The 16766-nt window shown below is 37.0% G+C and carries 20 protein-coding genes; 5 read left to right on the top strand and 15 right to left on the bottom strand.

What is annotated here, in order from left to right:
• Positions 1 to 3: 3 nt before the first annotated feature.
• The 7 genes from MKL38_RS17105 to rplM all read right to left on the bottom strand — a co-directional run bounded on the left by MKL38_RS17105 (position 4) and on the right by rplM (position 4517).
• Positions 4 to 969 (bottom strand): hypothetical protein, encoded by a 966-nt coding sequence (locus MKL38_RS17105; RefSeq protein ID WP_270903889.1) that lies wholly within the window; start codon positions 967 to 969, stop codon positions 4 to 6.
• A gap of 83 nt (positions 970 to 1052) precedes the next feature.
• A complete protein-coding gene (locus tag MKL38_RS17100; RefSeq protein ID WP_003656109.1) occupies positions 1053 to 1412 on the bottom strand; it encodes a hypothetical protein in 360 nt (119 codons plus the stop codon).
• A 337-nt stretch (positions 1413 to 1749) separates the two neighbouring features.
• The gene (locus MKL38_RS17095; protein ID WP_270903888.1) at positions 1750 to 2406 is read right to left on the bottom strand and encodes a hypothetical protein; all 657 of its coding nucleotides are present in this window, start codon (positions 2404 to 2406) and stop codon (positions 1750 to 1752) included.
• Positions 2407 to 2423: 17 nt separating this feature from the next.
• Positions 2424 to 2855: a ClpXP protease specificity-enhancing factor gene (locus MKL38_RS17090; protein WP_004638692.1), complete on the bottom strand. Its 432-nt coding sequence runs from the start codon at positions 2853 to 2855 to the stop codon at positions 2424 to 2426.
• Between the two features lie 6 nt (positions 2856 to 2861).
• Positions 2862 to 3515: a glutathione S-transferase N-terminal domain-containing protein gene (locus MKL38_RS17085; RefSeq protein ID WP_004638694.1), complete on the bottom strand. Its 654-nt coding sequence runs from the start codon at positions 3513 to 3515 to the stop codon at positions 2862 to 2864.
• 174 nt (positions 3516 to 3689) lie between these two features.
• The gene (rpsI, locus tag MKL38_RS17080) at positions 3690 to 4076 is read right to left on the bottom strand and encodes a 30S ribosomal protein S9 (protein ID WP_002048725.1); all 387 of its coding nucleotides are present in this window, start codon (positions 4074 to 4076) and stop codon (positions 3690 to 3692) included.
• Between the two features lie 12 nt (positions 4077 to 4088).
• Positions 4089 to 4517 carry a 50S ribosomal protein L13 gene (gene rplM / locus MKL38_RS17075; RefSeq protein ID WP_003656097.1) on the bottom strand — a complete coding sequence of 143 codons (429 nt, stop codon included), beginning with the start codon at positions 4515 to 4517 and terminating at the stop codon, positions 4089 to 4091.
• 173 nt (positions 4518 to 4690) lie between these two features.
• Between rplM and pdxA the strand changes: the two genes are divergently transcribed.
• Genes pdxA through MKL38_RS17060 form a run of 3 tightly spaced genes read left to right on the top strand, consistent with a single transcriptional unit; the run spans position 4691 to position 7353 of the window.
• Positions 4691 to 5674 (top strand): 4-hydroxythreonine-4-phosphate dehydrogenase PdxA, encoded by a 984-nt coding sequence (gene pdxA / locus MKL38_RS17070; protein WP_270903887.1) that lies wholly within the window; start codon positions 4691 to 4693, stop codon positions 5672 to 5674.
• Positions 5675 to 5697: 23 nt separating this feature from the next.
• Positions 5698 to 6510, top strand: a complete 813-nt coding sequence (gene rsmA, locus MKL38_RS17065) for a 16S rRNA (adenine(1518)-N(6)/adenine(1519)-N(6))-dimethyltransferase RsmA (protein ID WP_017391499.1) — start codon at positions 5698 to 5700, stop codon at positions 6508 to 6510.
• On the top strand, positions 6511 to 7353 hold the full coding sequence (locus MKL38_RS17060; protein WP_198497219.1) for a symmetrical bis(5'-nucleosyl)-tetraphosphatase: 843 nt from the start codon (positions 6511 to 6513) through the stop codon (positions 7351 to 7353).
• Between the two features lie 90 nt (positions 7354 to 7443).
• On the opposite strand, the gene MKL38_RS17055 is transcribed toward MKL38_RS17060, so the two are convergent.
• The 4 genes from MKL38_RS17055 to hflX form a co-directional block, all read right to left on the bottom strand.
• Complete coding sequence (locus MKL38_RS17055) at positions 7444 to 7887, bottom strand: DUF2147 domain-containing protein (RefSeq protein ID WP_270903886.1); 444 nt, start codon at positions 7885 to 7887, stop codon at positions 7444 to 7446.
• Positions 7888 to 7969: 82 nt separating this feature from the next.
• Complete coding sequence (locus MKL38_RS17050; RefSeq protein WP_270903885.1) at positions 7970 to 8644, bottom strand: LrgB family protein; 675 nt, start codon at positions 8642 to 8644, stop codon at positions 7970 to 7972.
• Positions 8645 to 8654: 10 nt separating this feature from the next.
• Positions 8655 to 9026 (bottom strand): hypothetical protein, encoded by a 372-nt coding sequence (locus MKL38_RS17045; protein ID WP_004638713.1) that lies wholly within the window; start codon positions 9024 to 9026, stop codon positions 8655 to 8657.
• A 33-nt stretch (positions 9027 to 9059) separates the two neighbouring features.
• Positions 9060 to 10403, bottom strand: a complete 1344-nt coding sequence (gene hflX, locus MKL38_RS17040) for a ribosome rescue GTPase HflX (RefSeq protein WP_270903884.1) — start codon at positions 10401 to 10403, stop codon at positions 9060 to 9062.
• Positions 10404 to 10618: 215 nt separating this feature from the next.
• Here hflX and MKL38_RS17035 point away from each other — a divergent pair, with 215 nt between their 5' ends.
• Positions 10619 to 11434, top strand: coding sequence for a lysophospholipid acyltransferase family protein (locus MKL38_RS17035; RefSeq protein WP_270903883.1), 816 nt, complete (start codon positions 10619 to 10621; stop codon positions 11432 to 11434).
• Here the strand turns inward: MKL38_RS17035 and MKL38_RS17030 are convergent.
• The gene (locus tag MKL38_RS17030) at positions 11427 to 13052 is read right to left on the bottom strand and encodes a phospholipase D family protein (protein WP_270903882.1); all 1626 of its coding nucleotides are present in this window, start codon (positions 13050 to 13052) and stop codon (positions 11427 to 11429) included. The genes MKL38_RS17035 and MKL38_RS17030 overlap by 8 nt on opposite strands.
• A gap of 106 nt (positions 13053 to 13158) precedes the next feature.
• Here MKL38_RS17030 and MKL38_RS17025 point away from each other — a divergent pair, with 106 nt between their 5' ends.
• Positions 13159 to 14169 carry a metallophosphoesterase gene (locus MKL38_RS17025; protein WP_017391503.1) on the top strand — a complete coding sequence of 337 codons (1011 nt, stop codon included), beginning with the start codon at positions 13159 to 13161 and terminating at the stop codon, positions 14167 to 14169.
• A 46-nt stretch (positions 14170 to 14215) separates the two neighbouring features.
• Here MKL38_RS17025 and MKL38_RS17020 read toward each other — a convergent pair whose 3' ends face one another.
• From MKL38_RS17020 to MKL38_RS17010, 3 genes are read right to left on the bottom strand one after another with little or no spacing between them, the layout of a single operon-like run.
• Complete coding sequence (locus MKL38_RS17020; RefSeq protein WP_270903881.1) at positions 14216 to 14695, bottom strand: OmpA family protein; 480 nt, start codon at positions 14693 to 14695, stop codon at positions 14216 to 14218.
• Positions 14696 to 14709: 14 nt separating this feature from the next.
• The gene (locus MKL38_RS17015; RefSeq protein ID WP_004638724.1) at positions 14710 to 15933 is read right to left on the bottom strand and encodes a diguanylate cyclase domain-containing protein; all 1224 of its coding nucleotides are present in this window, start codon (positions 15931 to 15933) and stop codon (positions 14710 to 14712) included.
• Between the two features lie 5 nt (positions 15934 to 15938).
• On the bottom strand, positions 15939 to 16442 hold the full coding sequence (locus MKL38_RS17010; RefSeq protein WP_003656067.1) for a YfiR family protein: 504 nt from the start codon (positions 16440 to 16442) through the stop codon (positions 15939 to 15941).
• Positions 16443 to 16766: the final 324 nt, after the last annotated feature.

Below are 16766 nucleotides of genomic sequence, written 5' to 3'. Positions count from 1 at the left end.
TCCTTAAAGACCAAAGCGACGTCTAATCTTCCCGATAAAGTTTTTAAAAAAATGATTGTCTATATTTGAATTTTCTAAATGAGAGCTAGGTACATAAGAACATTTATTCGCCGAAACAAAACTTCCGTTATTTGCCATTACACAAGCTGTAACGAAGCGTAAGACATCGTCGATTGATAAGTTGAGTTGTTTAGCAACATCAGTAATTTTTGCACCCTGTATAAAACATGCGGAGAGTTGTAGGCTCACTTTTCTATATTCTTTTTGGTAGGGCTGTGGCCAATAATCGATTTTGAAGTAACCATCAACTGAAGCTAAATTTTCAAAGTCTTTTGAACACCAAATTAGGTTCCATAACCAGTCTTGTAAGCAATAACTTTTTTTACGAGAAACCTTAGTAAAATCAGATGTTTTAGCAAAAGCAAAGTTAAAGCTCATATTGGTATGTGCTTTTTGACGGGAAGGTTCTATCCAAGCAATTTGAGCTCTGTTATCAATAATAGCTAGAGTACCTTTATCATCAAATAAATGTAATTTAGTATTTTCTGGGTTATGCAAATTTCTTATGAATTGCTCATCAATAATGAGGAGCTCAGTAGATAAATCTGGAACTATCGCAACACTATTTTGATTTAAAAATGATAATAGATTTTTTTGTAGCCAATCTAATAAAGGTTCTACTTTTTCTAGGGGTAGATACAGAGTATGTTCATAAACTTGATATCCATTTTTTGAAGGAGTTTTACTAATTTTTAAATAAGGAAACTTTTTCTTTTGAAGAATATTTTGAATATTGTCAGAGTCAAAAAAATTTTCGTTAATTAATAATAGATCAATATGATCGCTTGAAATGTTAACCCAATTAATACCGTATTGATTAGATATAAAATTCCTGATTAGTATTTTTAATTCATCTGAAACTTTTGAACTTAAACCAGAAGTTGCAATATTTATGCAATGCCTATCCATAGTATCACATTAAATTTTATTGAATAAGATAGAGGTTTTAATGTGCTTTTCATAATAAATATAAAAAGCACATCTTATATTAATCAGCTAAAGTCTAGCTCTTTTTCAAATGACTTTAACTCATGACGGGCCATAGCTAAATTAGATTTGCTGCGGTCAAGTACTAAGTAAAGGAACAAATTATTATTACTTTCTAAAGGTCGAATTAAGTGGTAAGCCTTACCTAAAGTAATTAAAATATCTTCAATATTATCATTTAATTTCAATGCATTGGCGATATTTCGCTTTGCGCGAATTACTTCCGTGTTTCCTGCAGCAGCCAATTCTAAATCAATTTCCCCACCACCTTGTGTTGCAAGTGATAAACCGCTTTCTGAATCAACAAGTGCAGAAGCAATAAAACCATCAATTTCAGTTAAGCTATCTAAAGAAAGTTTAGCCATGTATTTTCTCTCAGGATTCTAAAATTATATTTACTACTTTTCTAAAAGTAGTTGAAATTCATTATATTTCTGCACAATTTGAAGTCAATCAATCAAGTAAAGTATGAAGTTTCAGTTTTAGTAAATAAGTGACGGAAAATGTCAGATTATAAAAAATATTATAAGATTACTTTTACATTATACTTTTAATATTGTGCTGCGGTTTACATTATATATTTTAAAACTTAGATAAAACAATTGTAATAGAATATTAATACAATATTGATTAATAAAATATGCTAATTTTAATCAAAAAAAGGGGGAATAACAAATTCCCCTTTTTATAACAATGAGCAAACTAAACGAGCTGTGTATAAATACAATAGAGGTAGCCTAAAATTGCTAAAGCAACGACAGGGGCAATAATCTTTGACCATGTCGGTACAGAAATCTCGGTAACTTGTTCTTCAATATGCACGTCATCATGATGAGGTTGGGCTTGGTGAACCATTTGGTTGAACTCCTTCATTGTTGTATCCAATGATAGCTCTTCTTGTTCCACAGGTTTAGAACCAATTAATTCATTTAGGTGGTTTGTTGACCAAACCCAATCTTCTGCCTGACCTGATAAGTGTTCGACTTGACCTAAAATTAATTCTTTTAGGCCATTATGCCCAAAACCGCCTGTTTCATCGAGCTGGTTAAGTTCTGCCAATTGCAAAGTTAAAATTTCAGAAATACTCTGTTCTAATTCTGAATTTTTTAAAGCTGACTGGTTATGTTTAGAAGTTGTCAAATGGCGAGCAACTTCCTGAATATAAAGTGGATCTGCAGCTTTAATTTCATGATAAATCTTATTGTCATCTTGGCGCCATAAACTAATCAGTTTTCCAAGCGTAAGAATATTCACTTCATCAATCAGTTTATTTTTTTCATTAACTGGATATTGATTTAAAAGCTGAGGCTTTTGAATTTTTATCTGCTCAGCAAAGTATTGGACTAAATCAAATGCCATGCTTTCTTCCTCTAAATTTAATCTAAAATTCTTAACGTTGGTTTTTTCTTGGTTGATGTTGTTTCAGCTTCTTGTACTTCTGGCTCTGCTATATTTTCTACAGGCGCTACATTGGCATATTCTTCAGGATCAAAGAATAAACCTTGCCCATTCTCACGTGCATAAATACCTAAAACTGCTTGGATAGGTACATAAATGTCTTTCGATGCCCCCCCGAAACGGGCAGAAAAAGTAATGGCTTCATTAGCAATAAGAAGTTGATGAACAGCATGAGGTACGATATTTAAAACGATCTGCCCATCTTTAACAAATTGCTGTGGAACATCTGTATGTGGCTGTGTTGCATCCACTAATAGATAAGGAGTAAGTTGGTTATCACAAATCCATTCATAGATTGCACGAGCAAGATAAGGACGTGTAGGGGTTAAATCAATAGGTTGCTCAGACATATCACACTATTCCATATTTAATAGTTCATTGTAACGGTTTTTCTCTTGAGCCGTCATTGATTTAGCAAAAGAAGGTCTCTCAAAGATACGTTTACAATACAAAAGTATCGGTCGGCAGTGCTGTTTCGGTAAATCGATTCCCATGCTATTTAGCCTTAAGAAAATAGGGGCAAGCATACAGTCCAAGATGGTGAAATTTTCAGACATAAAATAAGGAAAATGCTGAAATAGGGGAGTAAGTGAAATTAAAGTTTCACGTAATTCTTTTTGAGCTTTTTGCTTTTGTTCGACATTTAAAGAATCAGCATGCTTTAACATCTGATCTGCTAATTTGAACCAGTCGTTTTCAAGTCTCCATATATATTGACGCTGCTCTGCACGCATCATTGGCGCATCTGCGTAAAGCTTACCTTGGCGATAACGATCATCTAAATATTCAGCAATAATAGGCGCTGAAAATAATTTAAGGTTTTGCTCGACCAACATCGGCAATTGGTTATAAGGATTTAAACTTGCTAAATCTTCGTCTTCATGGTCAGTTACGATCAATTGATATTTGATTTGCTTTTCTGCTAATAAGAAACGAATCCAGTGAGAACGGAAATCATCAGCATGACTGTAAAGGGTAATCCCCTGAATAGAGGTGTTTTCGACCGACATATCACAAGACGACGTGGTTGAGTGAATCGATTAGGATACTAAAAATGCTCTAGGAAATCACGGTTCTAACGAGATAGTTTGTTTATATTTATAAGTTTGCATTTTATTGTTCTATTTTCATAATAAAAAAGCCTTGGAAAAATCCAAGGCTTTTTGTCCAACTCGATAAACGAATTAACGTTTAGAGAATTGAGGACGTTTACGAGCTTTACGTAAACCAAGTTTCTTACGTTCAACTTCACGAGCATCACGAGTAACGAAACCAGCTTGACGAAGAACAGGTTTTAAAGTTTCGTCAGCAGCGATAAGCGCACGAGTAATACCGTGACGGATCGCGCCAGCTTGACCACCAATACCACCACCTTTAACAGTGATGTAAAGGTCAAACTTTTCAGTAACTTCTAAAAGTTCTAAAGGTTGACGAACAACCATACGAGCAGTTTCACGACCGAAATATTGCTCTAAAGTACGGTTGTTAATAACGAGTTTGCCTGTACCAGCTGACAAGAAAACACGTGCAGTTGCGGTCTTACGGCGACCTGTACCATAATTAGTAGCCATGTGCTGTATCCCTTAGATGTCCAAAACTTGTGGCTGTTGAGCAGCATGCGGATGCTCAGTACCAGCGTACACTTTCATTTTTTTGATCATTGCATAACCAAGAGGACCTTTTGGTAACATGCCTTTAACTGCTTTTTCAAGAACAGCTTCAGGCTTGTGAGCAATTAACTTCTCGAAGTTAGTCTCACGGATACCACCAGGGAAACCAGTATGGCGATAATATTTCTTATCAAGTGCTTTTTTACCAGTCACTTGAACTTGTTCAGCATTAATCACAACGATGTAATCGCCAGTGTCAACGTGAGGAGTATAAGAAGTTTTGTGCTTACCGCGTAAACGACGAGCGATTTCAGTCGCAAGGCGACCTAAAGTTTTGCCAGAAGCATCAACAACATACCAGTCATGTTGAACTTCAGCTGGCTTAGCGCTGAGAGTTTTCATTAAACCACTACCTATTATAGTTGGTTTGGACTATGGAATCTGTCCAAACAAAAGGAGCGAGCATTCTAAACGAGTTTGTTCAAAGTCACAAGAAAAATCCAGTTTAAGCCATATAATTTAATCCATAAACTGATGAATGCGGGATATGTTAAAATCAAACAAATTTTCGTTATGTGTCTGGGGTGATTGTGCTGCCTTTATATGTCACTTCCGGTGAGCCGGCTGGTATTGGTCCAGATATTTGCTTGAGCTTGGCTAAGCGAGTTGATGAACGCCCACTTGTTATTTTGGGTGACTGGAATTTATTAGAACAACGTGCCCAGAAACTCGGTATAAATATTCAGTTTATAGAATATACGGGACAAGCTGAATCGTCGTCTTCAGGTGAACTTTATATAGAGCATGTACCTTTAGAAACGGCGGTTGTTGATGGGCAATTAAACTCAGCTAATGCAGCTTATGTATTAGAACAATTACGCCGTTCAGCTGATTATGCAATGTCTGGTAAAAGTGTTGGGGTTGCCACTGCTCCTGTGCAAAAGTCGGTCATTAACGATGCAGGTATTTTGTTTAGTGGACACACTGAATACTATCAAGAATTTGCAGGTGTAGAGCGTGTCGTCATGATGCTTGCAACCAAGACCTTACGTGTTGCTTTGGCTACTACACATTTGCCCTTAAGAGATGTTGCAGATGCAATTACCAAAGAGCGTTTGCATCAGGTCATTGATATTTTATTACATGATTTAAAAACTAAATTTAAGATTATGGATCCGCGCGTACTTGTTTGCGGATTAAATCCTCACGCGGGTGAGGATGGGTATTTGGGACGCGAAGAGATTGATACCATTAATCCAGTACTTGAAAGTTATCGGGCACAAGGAATAAAAATGAGCCTAAGCTTGCCTGCGGATACCTTATTTACTCCTGAACATCTTAAAAATGCTGATGCTGTACTTGCCATGTACCATGATCAAGGTCTACCTGTGTTAAAATCACAAGGGTTTGGTGAGGCCATCAATATTACATTGGGTTTGCCATTCATCCGAACTTCGGTCGATCATGGCACGGCATTGTCTTTGGCCGGTACTGGTTTGGCAAAAAGCTCAAGTTTAAATGTCGCTGTCGATTTAGCTTTATCTTTGGCAGCGAGCTAAATTTTTCATGTTGGAAATGTTCTATGTATCAAATTAATGCCCTAAACCCGAAAGATGAAGGGCATAAAGCTCGTAAACGTTTTGGTCAAAACTTCTTACATGATCAGCGAGTCATTGCCAAAATCGTGCGCTCGGTGAATCCGCGTGCGGGTGAAAATGTTGTCGAAATTGGACCTGGTTTGGCCGCATTAACATCTCCTTTAATTGGAGAATGTGATGCATTAACAGTTGTTGAACTAGATCGTGATTTAGCAGCAGGCTTACCAGAACGCGTTCCACATCCTGAACGTTTAACGATTATAGAAGCTGATGCATTAAAATATGATTTTAACGAACTGGTAAAAGATGGTCGACCATTACGTGTGGTTGGTAATTTACCTTATAACATTTCAACCCCATTACTTTTTCATCTCTTGGAATTTGGCAGTAAAGTTAAAGACATGCACTTTATGCTCCAAAAAGAGGTGGTTGACCGTATTACGGCGGAGCCAAACACAAAAGAATATGGTCGCTTGTCGGTAATGATTCAGTATTATTGCCAACCAACGTTTTTGTTTGAAGTGCCAGCTGGCGCATTTAACCCACCACCTAAAGTAACGAGTGCTGTTTTCCGCCTTGTTCCCTATGAACAAAAGCCAATTATTGCAAAAGATGAAAAAGCTTTAGCTCGGTTGGTTGGTCATGTATTTACCCAACGTCGTAAAACCCTAAGAAATAGTCTTAAAGGTATGATCGCTGAAGATGGCTTTGAAAAAGCAGGCGTTGATCCGATGGCTCGTCCGGAAACTTTAACACTGACTCAATTTGTTGCTTTAGCCGATCAAATGGTGGGATAAATGACTAAACGTTTTAATTATGTGATTGGCGATGTACAAGGGTGTTTTGAAGCTCTGAAAGCCTTACTTAAAGAAATACGTTTTGATCCAGACCAAGATTTTTTATGGTTTGCTGGTGATTTGGTCGCTCGTGGCGAAAACTCAGTGGGTGCCTTACGTTTTGTTAAAAAACTTGCTGATCGCGGTGCAGCTGCAACTGTACTCGGAAATCATGACCTGACTTTAATTGCGGGTGCACGTGGTTTAAAAGAGATTAAAGAAAAAGATCGCACACAGGATGTTATTGATGCAATTGATGGCGATGAATTAATCGACTGGTTGCGTAAACAACCTTTATGTTTATTCCCAAACGAGCACACAATTCTTACTCATGCGGGCATACCTTGCATTTGGGATGCACAAAAAACTGCAACACTAGCAAAAGAGGTTGAAGCAGTACTCTCACATCAAGATTTATCAGTATTAGATGCTTTTTTAGCAGAAATGTATGGTTCAAAACCCGATTTGTGGGAAGACGATCTAACTGGTTCAGCACGTTTACGTTGTATTACCAATTATCTGACTCGCATGCGTTTAACCAACGCAGAAGGAGCTTTAGAGTTCAGTTTTAAAGATGCTCTAGATGCGCCAATGCCAGAAGGCTATTTACCTTGGTTCGAATTTCCAAGTAAAGCTGCTCAGACTCATCAGATTATTTTTGGTCATTGGGCTGCCCTAGAAGGTAGAAGCGTTAATGAGCAGATCCAGAATATTGATGGCGGCTGTGTTTGGGGACGAAAACTAATGGCTTATCGCCTTGAAGACAAAGAAATCTTTGCTGTTGATAATCCTGAGCGAATATAGGAAAAGCAATGCTTTTCATGAGAGCAAGACGAGGGTTGTACCCGAGTGAAAATAAAAAAGCCGCATAAGCGGCTTTTTTATTTTTAACTTTTATTCTACGCGAATCCAGATTTGATTACGTCCTAAAGCAGAAACACCGAGATAACCACGCATATGTAAACGGTTGCCAGTTGCGCTAAGCTTTGCTTTAAGTCCGTAAACTTTGCCCGTATTCGGATCTAAAATTTTACCGCCAGTAAAATTAAGTCCATCTGTTTGTTTTAAGCCCGTTGCAATGTCTAGACCTAAAATTGGTTTATTGGTATATGGTGCTGGGCAATTATCACAAATCTCTTTAGGGGTATAACCCGGGCGCGGCGTGACTTTAGTAACTTTTCCAGCATAAGTCCCATTTGCTTCTTTTCGTATTTGTACCTGTGCTTTGGGAGCACCTGTCTTATCATCAATTGTTTGCCAAAGACCTGTAATATCTGCTGCAAATGTAGCAGTATTGATCCCCAGTAAGAGCAGCGCCCCAATAAAAATTTTCCCCATAATTAAAAATCCTTTTAACTTTGAAAGATCATCTTATTTCGAATTGATATACCGTTCAATGTTTATTTAATCGGCTTCTTAATTAAGGTGTTCCAAGTGACAACATTAATGTCGGCAACCAAATTGCAGTAAATACGCCATTCAAAGCCATACCAAATGCAGCGTAGCGACCTGCAACTGGTCCGCGCTGCCAAGCTTGAGCTGTTCCTATGGCATGAGCAGCTAAACCTAAGGCTAAACCGGAAGCACGCTCATCATGAATATGCTTGAGTAAAAATGGTGAAAATGCAGCGCCAATAACCCCAGATAAAATAACAATAAGGGTCACCAGCGTTTCAGGAGCATGCAATAACGTTGCGATATTCAGGGCGATAGGGGTAGTCACCGCACGGGTTGCAAATGCAAGAATAGTAGGTTCTGACATATGTAACAAATAAGCGAGGCCCATAGGCAAAGCAACGGCGCTTATACTTGCAAAACATAAAATCCCAATAACCGATTTAATTGGAAGGTCATCGTAACGCATTGAAGCTAAAGGAATTGCTAAGGCTACAGTCACATACCCCAATAAATGGCTAAATAACTCATTCACATAAAGACGGTATTGTTCATAAGGGACTTGTAAAACTGAAAGTAAGGCAATGACAATGAACATGCCGAAAACTAAAAGTGGAACTTGCGGAAAACGTCGGTTTAAAGGTTTTGCACAGAGATAACCAATGAGTGTGATTAAAAAACCGTAAAAAATCGTAAACATTTTATTCTCCTTATAACCAACGTTTTGCCATTTTTGCATAGACCCACAAAGGTATAAGGGTGCTGACTACTAAAACAAAAAGGAATAGTGGAATTTCTTTACCCATATGCACCAACATAATTAAGGAGCCAGCACAAACGGGTAAAAAGGCAAATCCACTTTCTTTCATAATTTTATTATTCGTATCGACTATCCGGAGAGGGATTTTTTTGAACTTTCTCCAGATAATCAAAATAGTGAGTAAGCTGATTAAGCCAACGAGATTCCCCAATTCTGGATGACCAAAAGCACGCATGACGATGACAGAGCCTTCACGAAAACCAATAATGAGTAGTAAAGTTGCTACCCATGCTGTCCAGTCTATACTTTTGATCTTATCCATATTTTTTATCTCTAAAAGTTTACTTATCAAGTTTTAACTGATCTGACCCTTGACTTCAAACTCCTCCAAGGGACGGCTAAATTGACTAGCACGTTCTCCCAAGATTTCCTCTAAGGGCAGTTTTGCTTGGCGAATAAGCTTTTCTAATTTATGTGGGGCAATACGTACATCAATATGCAATAAGCCCGCATCATCATAGTGTTCAGACTGAATCACATTTAAAGCATAAAGTTGGGTGCGCAATTTGCCATAAGCAGGTTTAAGAATCAGTGAAAAATGTTGAATTTGACCCATTAAACATTCTTGCACTGCTTGTTGAAGTAATTCTAGACCAAGGCCAGCATGAGCAGAAACATAAACTCGATCTGGTACATGTGGCTCGGCATAAATGATTTTGGCTTCCTCACCACTTAAGTCAATTTTGTTGTATACCCGAAGTACTGGAGCATCTGCGCCAATCTCTTTTAATACACCTTCAACTGCTTCAATTTGATCAAGCATGTCATGGCTATTACTATCAATAACATGCAGTAATAGAGTGGCTTCAAGTGTTTCTTCAAGTGTTGCTTTGAATGATTCAACTAAATCATGTTGTAAGTTTCGTACAAAGCCTACCGTATCTGCTAACACGACAGTACCAATACCATCCCATTCCAAACGGCGTAATGTCGGATCGAGTGTTGCAAACAGTTGGTCGGCTGCGTAGACATCACTTTTCGCTAAAATATTAAATAGAGTTGATTTGCCCGCATTGGTATAACCAACTAGCGATACAGTTGGAATGGCTGCCTTTTGTCTTGCAGCACGCCCTTGTATACGGGTTTGATGTACTTTTTCTAATTTATCTTTTAATTGGGCAATACGTACACGAATGAGGCGACGGTCTGTTTCTAGTTGTGTTTCACCAGGACCACGTAAGCCAATACCACCTTTTTGTTGCTCAAAGTCTGCTGACCAACCACGAATAAGACGCGTAGATAAATGCTTTAACTGTGCAAGCTCGACTTGTAATTTACCTTCATGCGTACGGGCACGCAGCGCAAAAATATCTAAAATTAAGCCAGTACGGTCAATGACTCGGCATTTTAATATTCTTTCTAAATTTCGTTCTTGAGCGGGTGATAAAGCATGATCAAAAATCACCAGACTTGCTTCTAGTTCCTGAACTCGCTCTGCAATTTCTTCAACTTTCCCTGAACCAATAAAAAATTTAGGATTGGGTTTATTTCGCTGAACCTTAATATGTTCAAGGATATCTGCACCAGCAGACTGTGCAAGTAGAGCAAACTCTTCGGCATCCAGATCATCTAATAATTGTACAGAAACACTCACTAAAATTGTGCGTTCACCGCCTTGATGCCGATCAACATATTCCACGTGGCTATAAATCCTGAAAATGGGAAAACTTTATTCTAGATGAAACTTAAGCAAAAGGGGAAAGCGTTTGTTCTTATCCTTTAGATTAGTTAAATGTAGTTAGAGATGTCTGAATTTATTTTATTTCCCGTTCTCTATCATCAATGCAAGTTTATTCTGAAACGTATAGAATGCTCGAGATGGGTATAACAATGATTGATCGTTAGTGAAATTTTATGGCTCAAACGCAAAGTATAGTTAATTCAACGTTAAAGAAATTATCAAAAATAGGTTTATACGGAAAAAAAGTCACTTCTGCCACGGCTGCAATTAGTGAAGGTTTTTATTTAGTTTATCGACATGGCCTTTATAAAGATCCTAATAATCCGGTTAATACACGCTATGTTCAATATTTTTGCCGCCGTTTATGTCAGGTTTTTAACTTAGATGTAGAAGTACACGGAACAATTCCTCGAGAACCTGCTCTTTGGGTAAGTAATCATATTTCTTGGCTAGATGTTGCTGTTTTAGGTTCAGGTGCTCGAGTTTTCTTCCTTGCTAAAGCTGAAATTGAAAATTGGCCCATTTTCGGGAATTTAGCTAAAGGTGGTGGAACTTTATTTATTAAGCGTGGGTCTGGGGACTCCGTTAGAATCCGTGAGCAAATTACCGAATTTTTAAAACAAAATATTCCTGTACTATTTTTCCCTGAAGCGACTACCACAGATGGGCATTCTGTGAAGAAAGTACATGGCCGTTTACTCGGGGCTGCTATTGAGGCCCAACGTCCAGTACAGGTATGTTTAATTTGTTATGTAAACCGTTATGGACAATTAGATACAGTTGCTCCATTCATTGGTGAGATGTCATTTGCTGAACATATTCAACGTGTACTTGAAATGCCGAAAGTAACAGCTCATTTGTTAACTTTGCCACCAATTTCCGTGGAAGGGCATGATGTGAAAAGTTTAACGAATGAAGTTCAAGAAAAAATGGTAGAAGGCTTGGCTCAACTACATCAAAAAGTACTTAAGCCAAAACTAATTACATGAATCCTTCGATTGGCAGCCATGAAAGAAACTTCATGCCTGCTTTTTGCCACCATTTCATCTCCGGTTCCTGTTTATAAATTAAAGGACCGTTTGAGGTTTCTTGCTGCCAATAAATATGATTATTAGCGTCAAGCTTTAGCTTATAAGCATATTTATTTAAATTTTCGTCCATCGTATGGTGAATGGTCTTAGCCAATGATGGACTATCCAAAATTACGCCAATTTCAGTATTCAAATATGCTGAGCGTGGATCAAAATTAAATGAACCAATAAAAACCTGCTCATCTAATGCCATAAGTTTTGTATGTAAACTTGAACGGCTTAATCCTTTCATATTCACTTTTGCTTTAGTTGCAAGCTCATCTGTATTTTTATTTAAATCTCTTTTATCTGGTGTCGGTAAAAACTCATAAAGTTGTACGCCGTTTTTAAGAAGTTCTTTACGGTACCTCCCATAAAAGGCATGCACAACGGCAACGTCATTCGCTTTAAACGAGTTAGTTAAAACTCGGACTTCAACACCTTCTTTGGCAAGAGTACTTAAAATCTTGGCACCTTGCTTTTCTGGAATAAAATAAGCTGAAATTAAATCAACATTACTTTCTGGTTTTTCTAGATGGTTAATTAACTGGAAATTAAGGTGCTCTTCTTTTTTAGCCTTTGATTTGATTTTATCTGGTGAGTCTTTTACGACTTCGGCTTTGACCCAGTCGAATTGAATATTGCGATTTAACCATTCATCAAATGCATGTGATTTTGCAGTTAAGTTTAGAAAGTTTTGAACAGTTGCCTGTTGGTAGTGAGCTTCAAGTTGTTCTTTTAATCCTTCATAGCGTAGACGGTGCTGTTCAGGGCTTACGATACTTTGAACTGAATATGCATATTCATGATTCCAGTAGTCATCAAACGAATTCACAATATCATCAACAGCAGCACCAACTAACATCACATCGACATCAGAGAATTGATAACTATCACTTACATTGTAATATTGATTTGTCATGTTTCGTCCGCCAATAAGAGCAACCTCATTGTCGGCAATAAAACTTTTATTATGCATACGACGATTGATACGTTTTAAATCAAGCACCATATCCATCGCGCGATATTTACGAAAACGATAGGGGTTAAAAAGCTTAACTTCAATATTTTTATGCTGAGAAAGGGCAAGTAAAATCCCTTCTATTTTTTTTGCATTATTATCATCAATAAGAAGTCGGACTTTTACCCCGCGATCAGCTGCTCGAATAATCGCGTGTAACGCCAAAGCACCAACTTTGTCATTGTCCCAAATGTAATATTGTAAATCTAATGTCTTTTCGGCTTTATCAATTAATCTTAGGCGGGCTGCTAGAGCCTCCAACGGATCATTTAATACGTGAAAACCTGTTAGTTTTGGGTTTTGCTGACGTAAGGGAGTAATCAGTTTGGCAAGTGAGGTCTCAGAGGTATCAATATCTTTTGCATATTGTACTGGTTCAACACCATGTTTTGGCAGAGTACTACATCCTGTCAAACCCACAGCAAAACTAGAACATAGGACTATAGAGGCTTTTATCAAAAAGCCTTTAGCTTGTTGATTCGTTTGAAGCTGTTTGGAATGAATGGATTGTGCCATAATCAGTACATACGATAACGTGAGCTAGAGTATAATTCGTGCATATTGAAAGATAAATATTGAATTTGATTACTAGCAATCAATATAAGATAAGTCGAGAGTCGTAATGTGGAATCCAAATTCAATTATTTTTTGTTTTTACTTTATATTTTCAATACTTGCTTTATGGGGGATTTCTGAAGCTTGGATTCACCAATCTCGGACCGAGACTATTCATCCATTTAAAGCTTTTGTCCATTTACTCGCATTTTATCTCTCTTATCTACTTATTCCTCTCTGGTTCTTTAACTTATATGCTGCTTGGACTGGTTACTATTCAATTCATCAAGGTATTTTCATCTTTTTCTTAAGTGGCGTTTTAATTTATGCCCGATTTATTGAACCTCATCTAGTACGTGTCGATACACATCAATATCGATTAAATCCAGATCGAAGTTTTAATAAACCTGTAAAAGTAGCGTTAATTGCTGATTTACATATTGGTTTATTTTCAGGGCATGAGCGCCAACTAAAGACAATAGTTAAAAAATTAAATGAACAGCAACCTGATTTAGTGGTTGTGGCAGGTGACTGGACATATGAGCCGGAAAATAGACTAATTCAAGAATTGAGTGTTTTAAAAGAAATTCAGGCACCTGTTTACTCCGTTCCTGGAAACCATGATGAGCAATATCCAGGACCACCTATCCAACAATTATTAAAAGATGCCTTGTTTTATAATGAAGTTGTCGATATTGAAGGCAAAATAGTTGATTTTGAAGAATTTCGTTTGATTGGTATTGGTGATCTCTGGGCTGGAAAAACCGACATGCGTTCGATGCCAGATTTACCACAAGACAAGCCTTGGTTAATTCTTTCCCATAATCCCGATACGGTAGACATGGTGCCTAAATTGCCGAATCGTCCATTAATGTTATCTGGGCATACACATGGGGGGCAGGTTGAGCTTCCATGGCTTACCACCTATATTATGAAAAAAGTGTCAATTTTAGGTCATAAACGTGGATTTTACTCTCACGAACATGCCGATGTTTTTGTGACAGTTGGCACAGGAATGGTCGGCATCCCTTTACGTTTTAGAGTGCCGCCAACAATTGATATTATTGAGTTAGTTTAAAATAAAAAAGCCAATCACAGAGGATTGGCTTTTTTATGAATTGAAATTATGGAATAACAACAATGGCAACACGTCGGTTAATCGCACGATTTTCATTGGTTGTATTTGGAACATAGGGCTGTGTTGAACCGCGACCAATCACATAGATATTTTCTTGCTTAAACCCGCGAGCTAAGAAAAGGTTTGCCACACTTTGTGCGCGCTCTTCAGACAGCTTTTGATTATAAGCAGCATCGCCAACATCATCAGTATGACCAACAATTTTCAATTTATTAAGATCATATTTATTCAATTGAGATGCTAGACGCACTAACTCAGCTTCATGGCTCTGTTTTAACTCTGCATTATTAAAGTCAAACAACAAACGTTCTGGTAAACCCAGAGTCCATCCTTCATCGGTAAGAACAAAACCCTCTTTTTTGAGTAATTTTACTTGACGATATTTTAATGGACCAAAACTCAGGCACCCTGCAAGAGTAATGCATAGCAATGCAATAAAGGAGAGTTTTAAAGATCTTGTATTCATAGATTAGCCTAAATTTAATTTTCAGGTTTATAGATAAACCAGCGTTCATCCGAATTTTTAGCCTTATACATTGCCTGATCTGCTTGCATAATGAAATCTTCGGGGCTAGATGCAAATTGTGATAAAGCAATACCTACACTAAAACTGAAGTAAATGGTTTGACCATTCAGATGCAAAGGTTCTTTACAGCTTTCGAGTAAATTTTCAGCAATAGATATTAAATGATCAGCATGACTAATGGAATGCAAAATGACAGCAAATTCGTCGCCACCTAAACGCGCAATAAAATCTTGATGACGTAAACGGGTTTGTAAGCGATTCGCCATTTCTTTTAAAACTTCATCTCCAGCCAAATGTCCAAACTGGTCATTAATCGCTTTGAAGTTATTGTTATCTATAAATAATAAAGCAGATTTGTTATCAAACCCCTTATCTTCAAACATATCTAAAAGAATTTGATAAAAATAATGTCTATTAGGTAATAAGGTGAGCTGATCGTGATGAGCCTGAAATGACAATTTACGATTTTCTTTTTGTAATTGATTGTCCCATATCTGAATTTCTTCAAGTAACTCATTAAAAACAGTATTTAAATCTTGAAATTCTTTAATGCGATTATAAGGGAACCGAAGATTATAAGCTTTTTGCTCACTTACAATTTGAGCAATATTGGTAAGTGGATAAATAGCCTGCATAATTTGGCGATAAGTTAAGTTTACTGACCACCACAAAGCGCAAACAATAAACAACATCGCAATTGCGAGCCCTACCATAATCATTTTCAGGAACTGTAATATTTTTTCAGAACTGCCAAAAAGCGTTAGCTCACCAACATTCTGTTCATGATGATAAATGGTAAGATGAACGGGGTCATTTAAAAACCAATGATCAAACCAACCCTCCAAAATTGAAGTCTGACTTGATAATTTAAAACTTTGTGCAATTAAATGATGTTCTGAATCATAAATATGAATAGTACGAATCGAATGATCATTCGTATATTCATTCAAAATTTGCTCTATCGTAATTTTGTCATTAAATACAACTGCTGGTTGAATACGTTCGAGCAGGGTATGACTGAGCAATTGTAAATTTTGCTTTGCATAGGTTTCCATTGTAAAAACAGAAATCGATACAAATGTAAAAGAACAAATAAAGAACGTAATTGCAAAAATCGTAAATTGAGACTTTCTAAATAAAGCATGCAATGAAGTGGACTGATACAACTTAGATATCATAATCCTCACTCCGCATTCTTAGCCAAGAGCAATACTCTCGGATCAATATGAACTTTGGAGTGACTTAAAGCATCTAAGTTAACTTTAAAGGTCGTGTAATTATTTTGGTTATATAAACAAAAGATACTTCCTATTTCACAGTCTGAATTATTGATGCTTAAAGAAAGTAAAGAACGATAAGGATAATTCTGAATAAGGCTTTGTTGCTGCTGTGGAGAAGTAGTAGAAAAATAAACAGCCTGACAATGTGACCGTGCAAAATCTTTCGCGTTTACAGTTTGAACACGATAATTATAAGACATTTGCTGGATATAAGATTGAAAGGTAGATGTAATAGAGGGATTATCAATAACACAAAGAGTAGGAGTATTTACATTCTCCCACTTACTGTAGCTTAGAATAGATAAAGTAAGCACATAGAAGTTATGTTTTGAATTGGCATAACAAGGCCCACTCGTAGCAAACACTACAAGTATGCAAACAAATACTTTCTTAGCGAACTGCCACATGGTGAGTTAAGGCCAAACTATTGCACGAATAATCTATTCTACATGAAGTTGATAAAGTAAAAAAAGTTTAATATCTCATCTTACGTTGACTGAAATGCCTAAAAAAAAGGCATATATATCACTTTTTCCGTAAAATAGTAGAAAAAAACGGCACTCAATGAAAAAAGGCTGAAATACCCCTTGCCAAGGGAATTTAATCGTCTATAATGCACATCCATCGGCGGTGATGCAGATAGAAACTTGTTGAAAAACAGTTACTTGGAATTGGGTTGATTGCTTTGAGCAGTGGATTTGATAAGAAGTTGGTTTTGAGAATAAGTTTTA

This window comes from Acinetobacter sp. AOR14_HL, from assembly GCF_027855175.1.
GTDB lineage: Bacteria > Pseudomonadota > Gammaproteobacteria > Pseudomonadales > Moraxellaceae > Acinetobacter > Acinetobacter calcoaceticus.
Note: the sequence above shows the minus strand (reverse complement) of the source record. Positions and strands in the feature narration are given on the sequence as shown.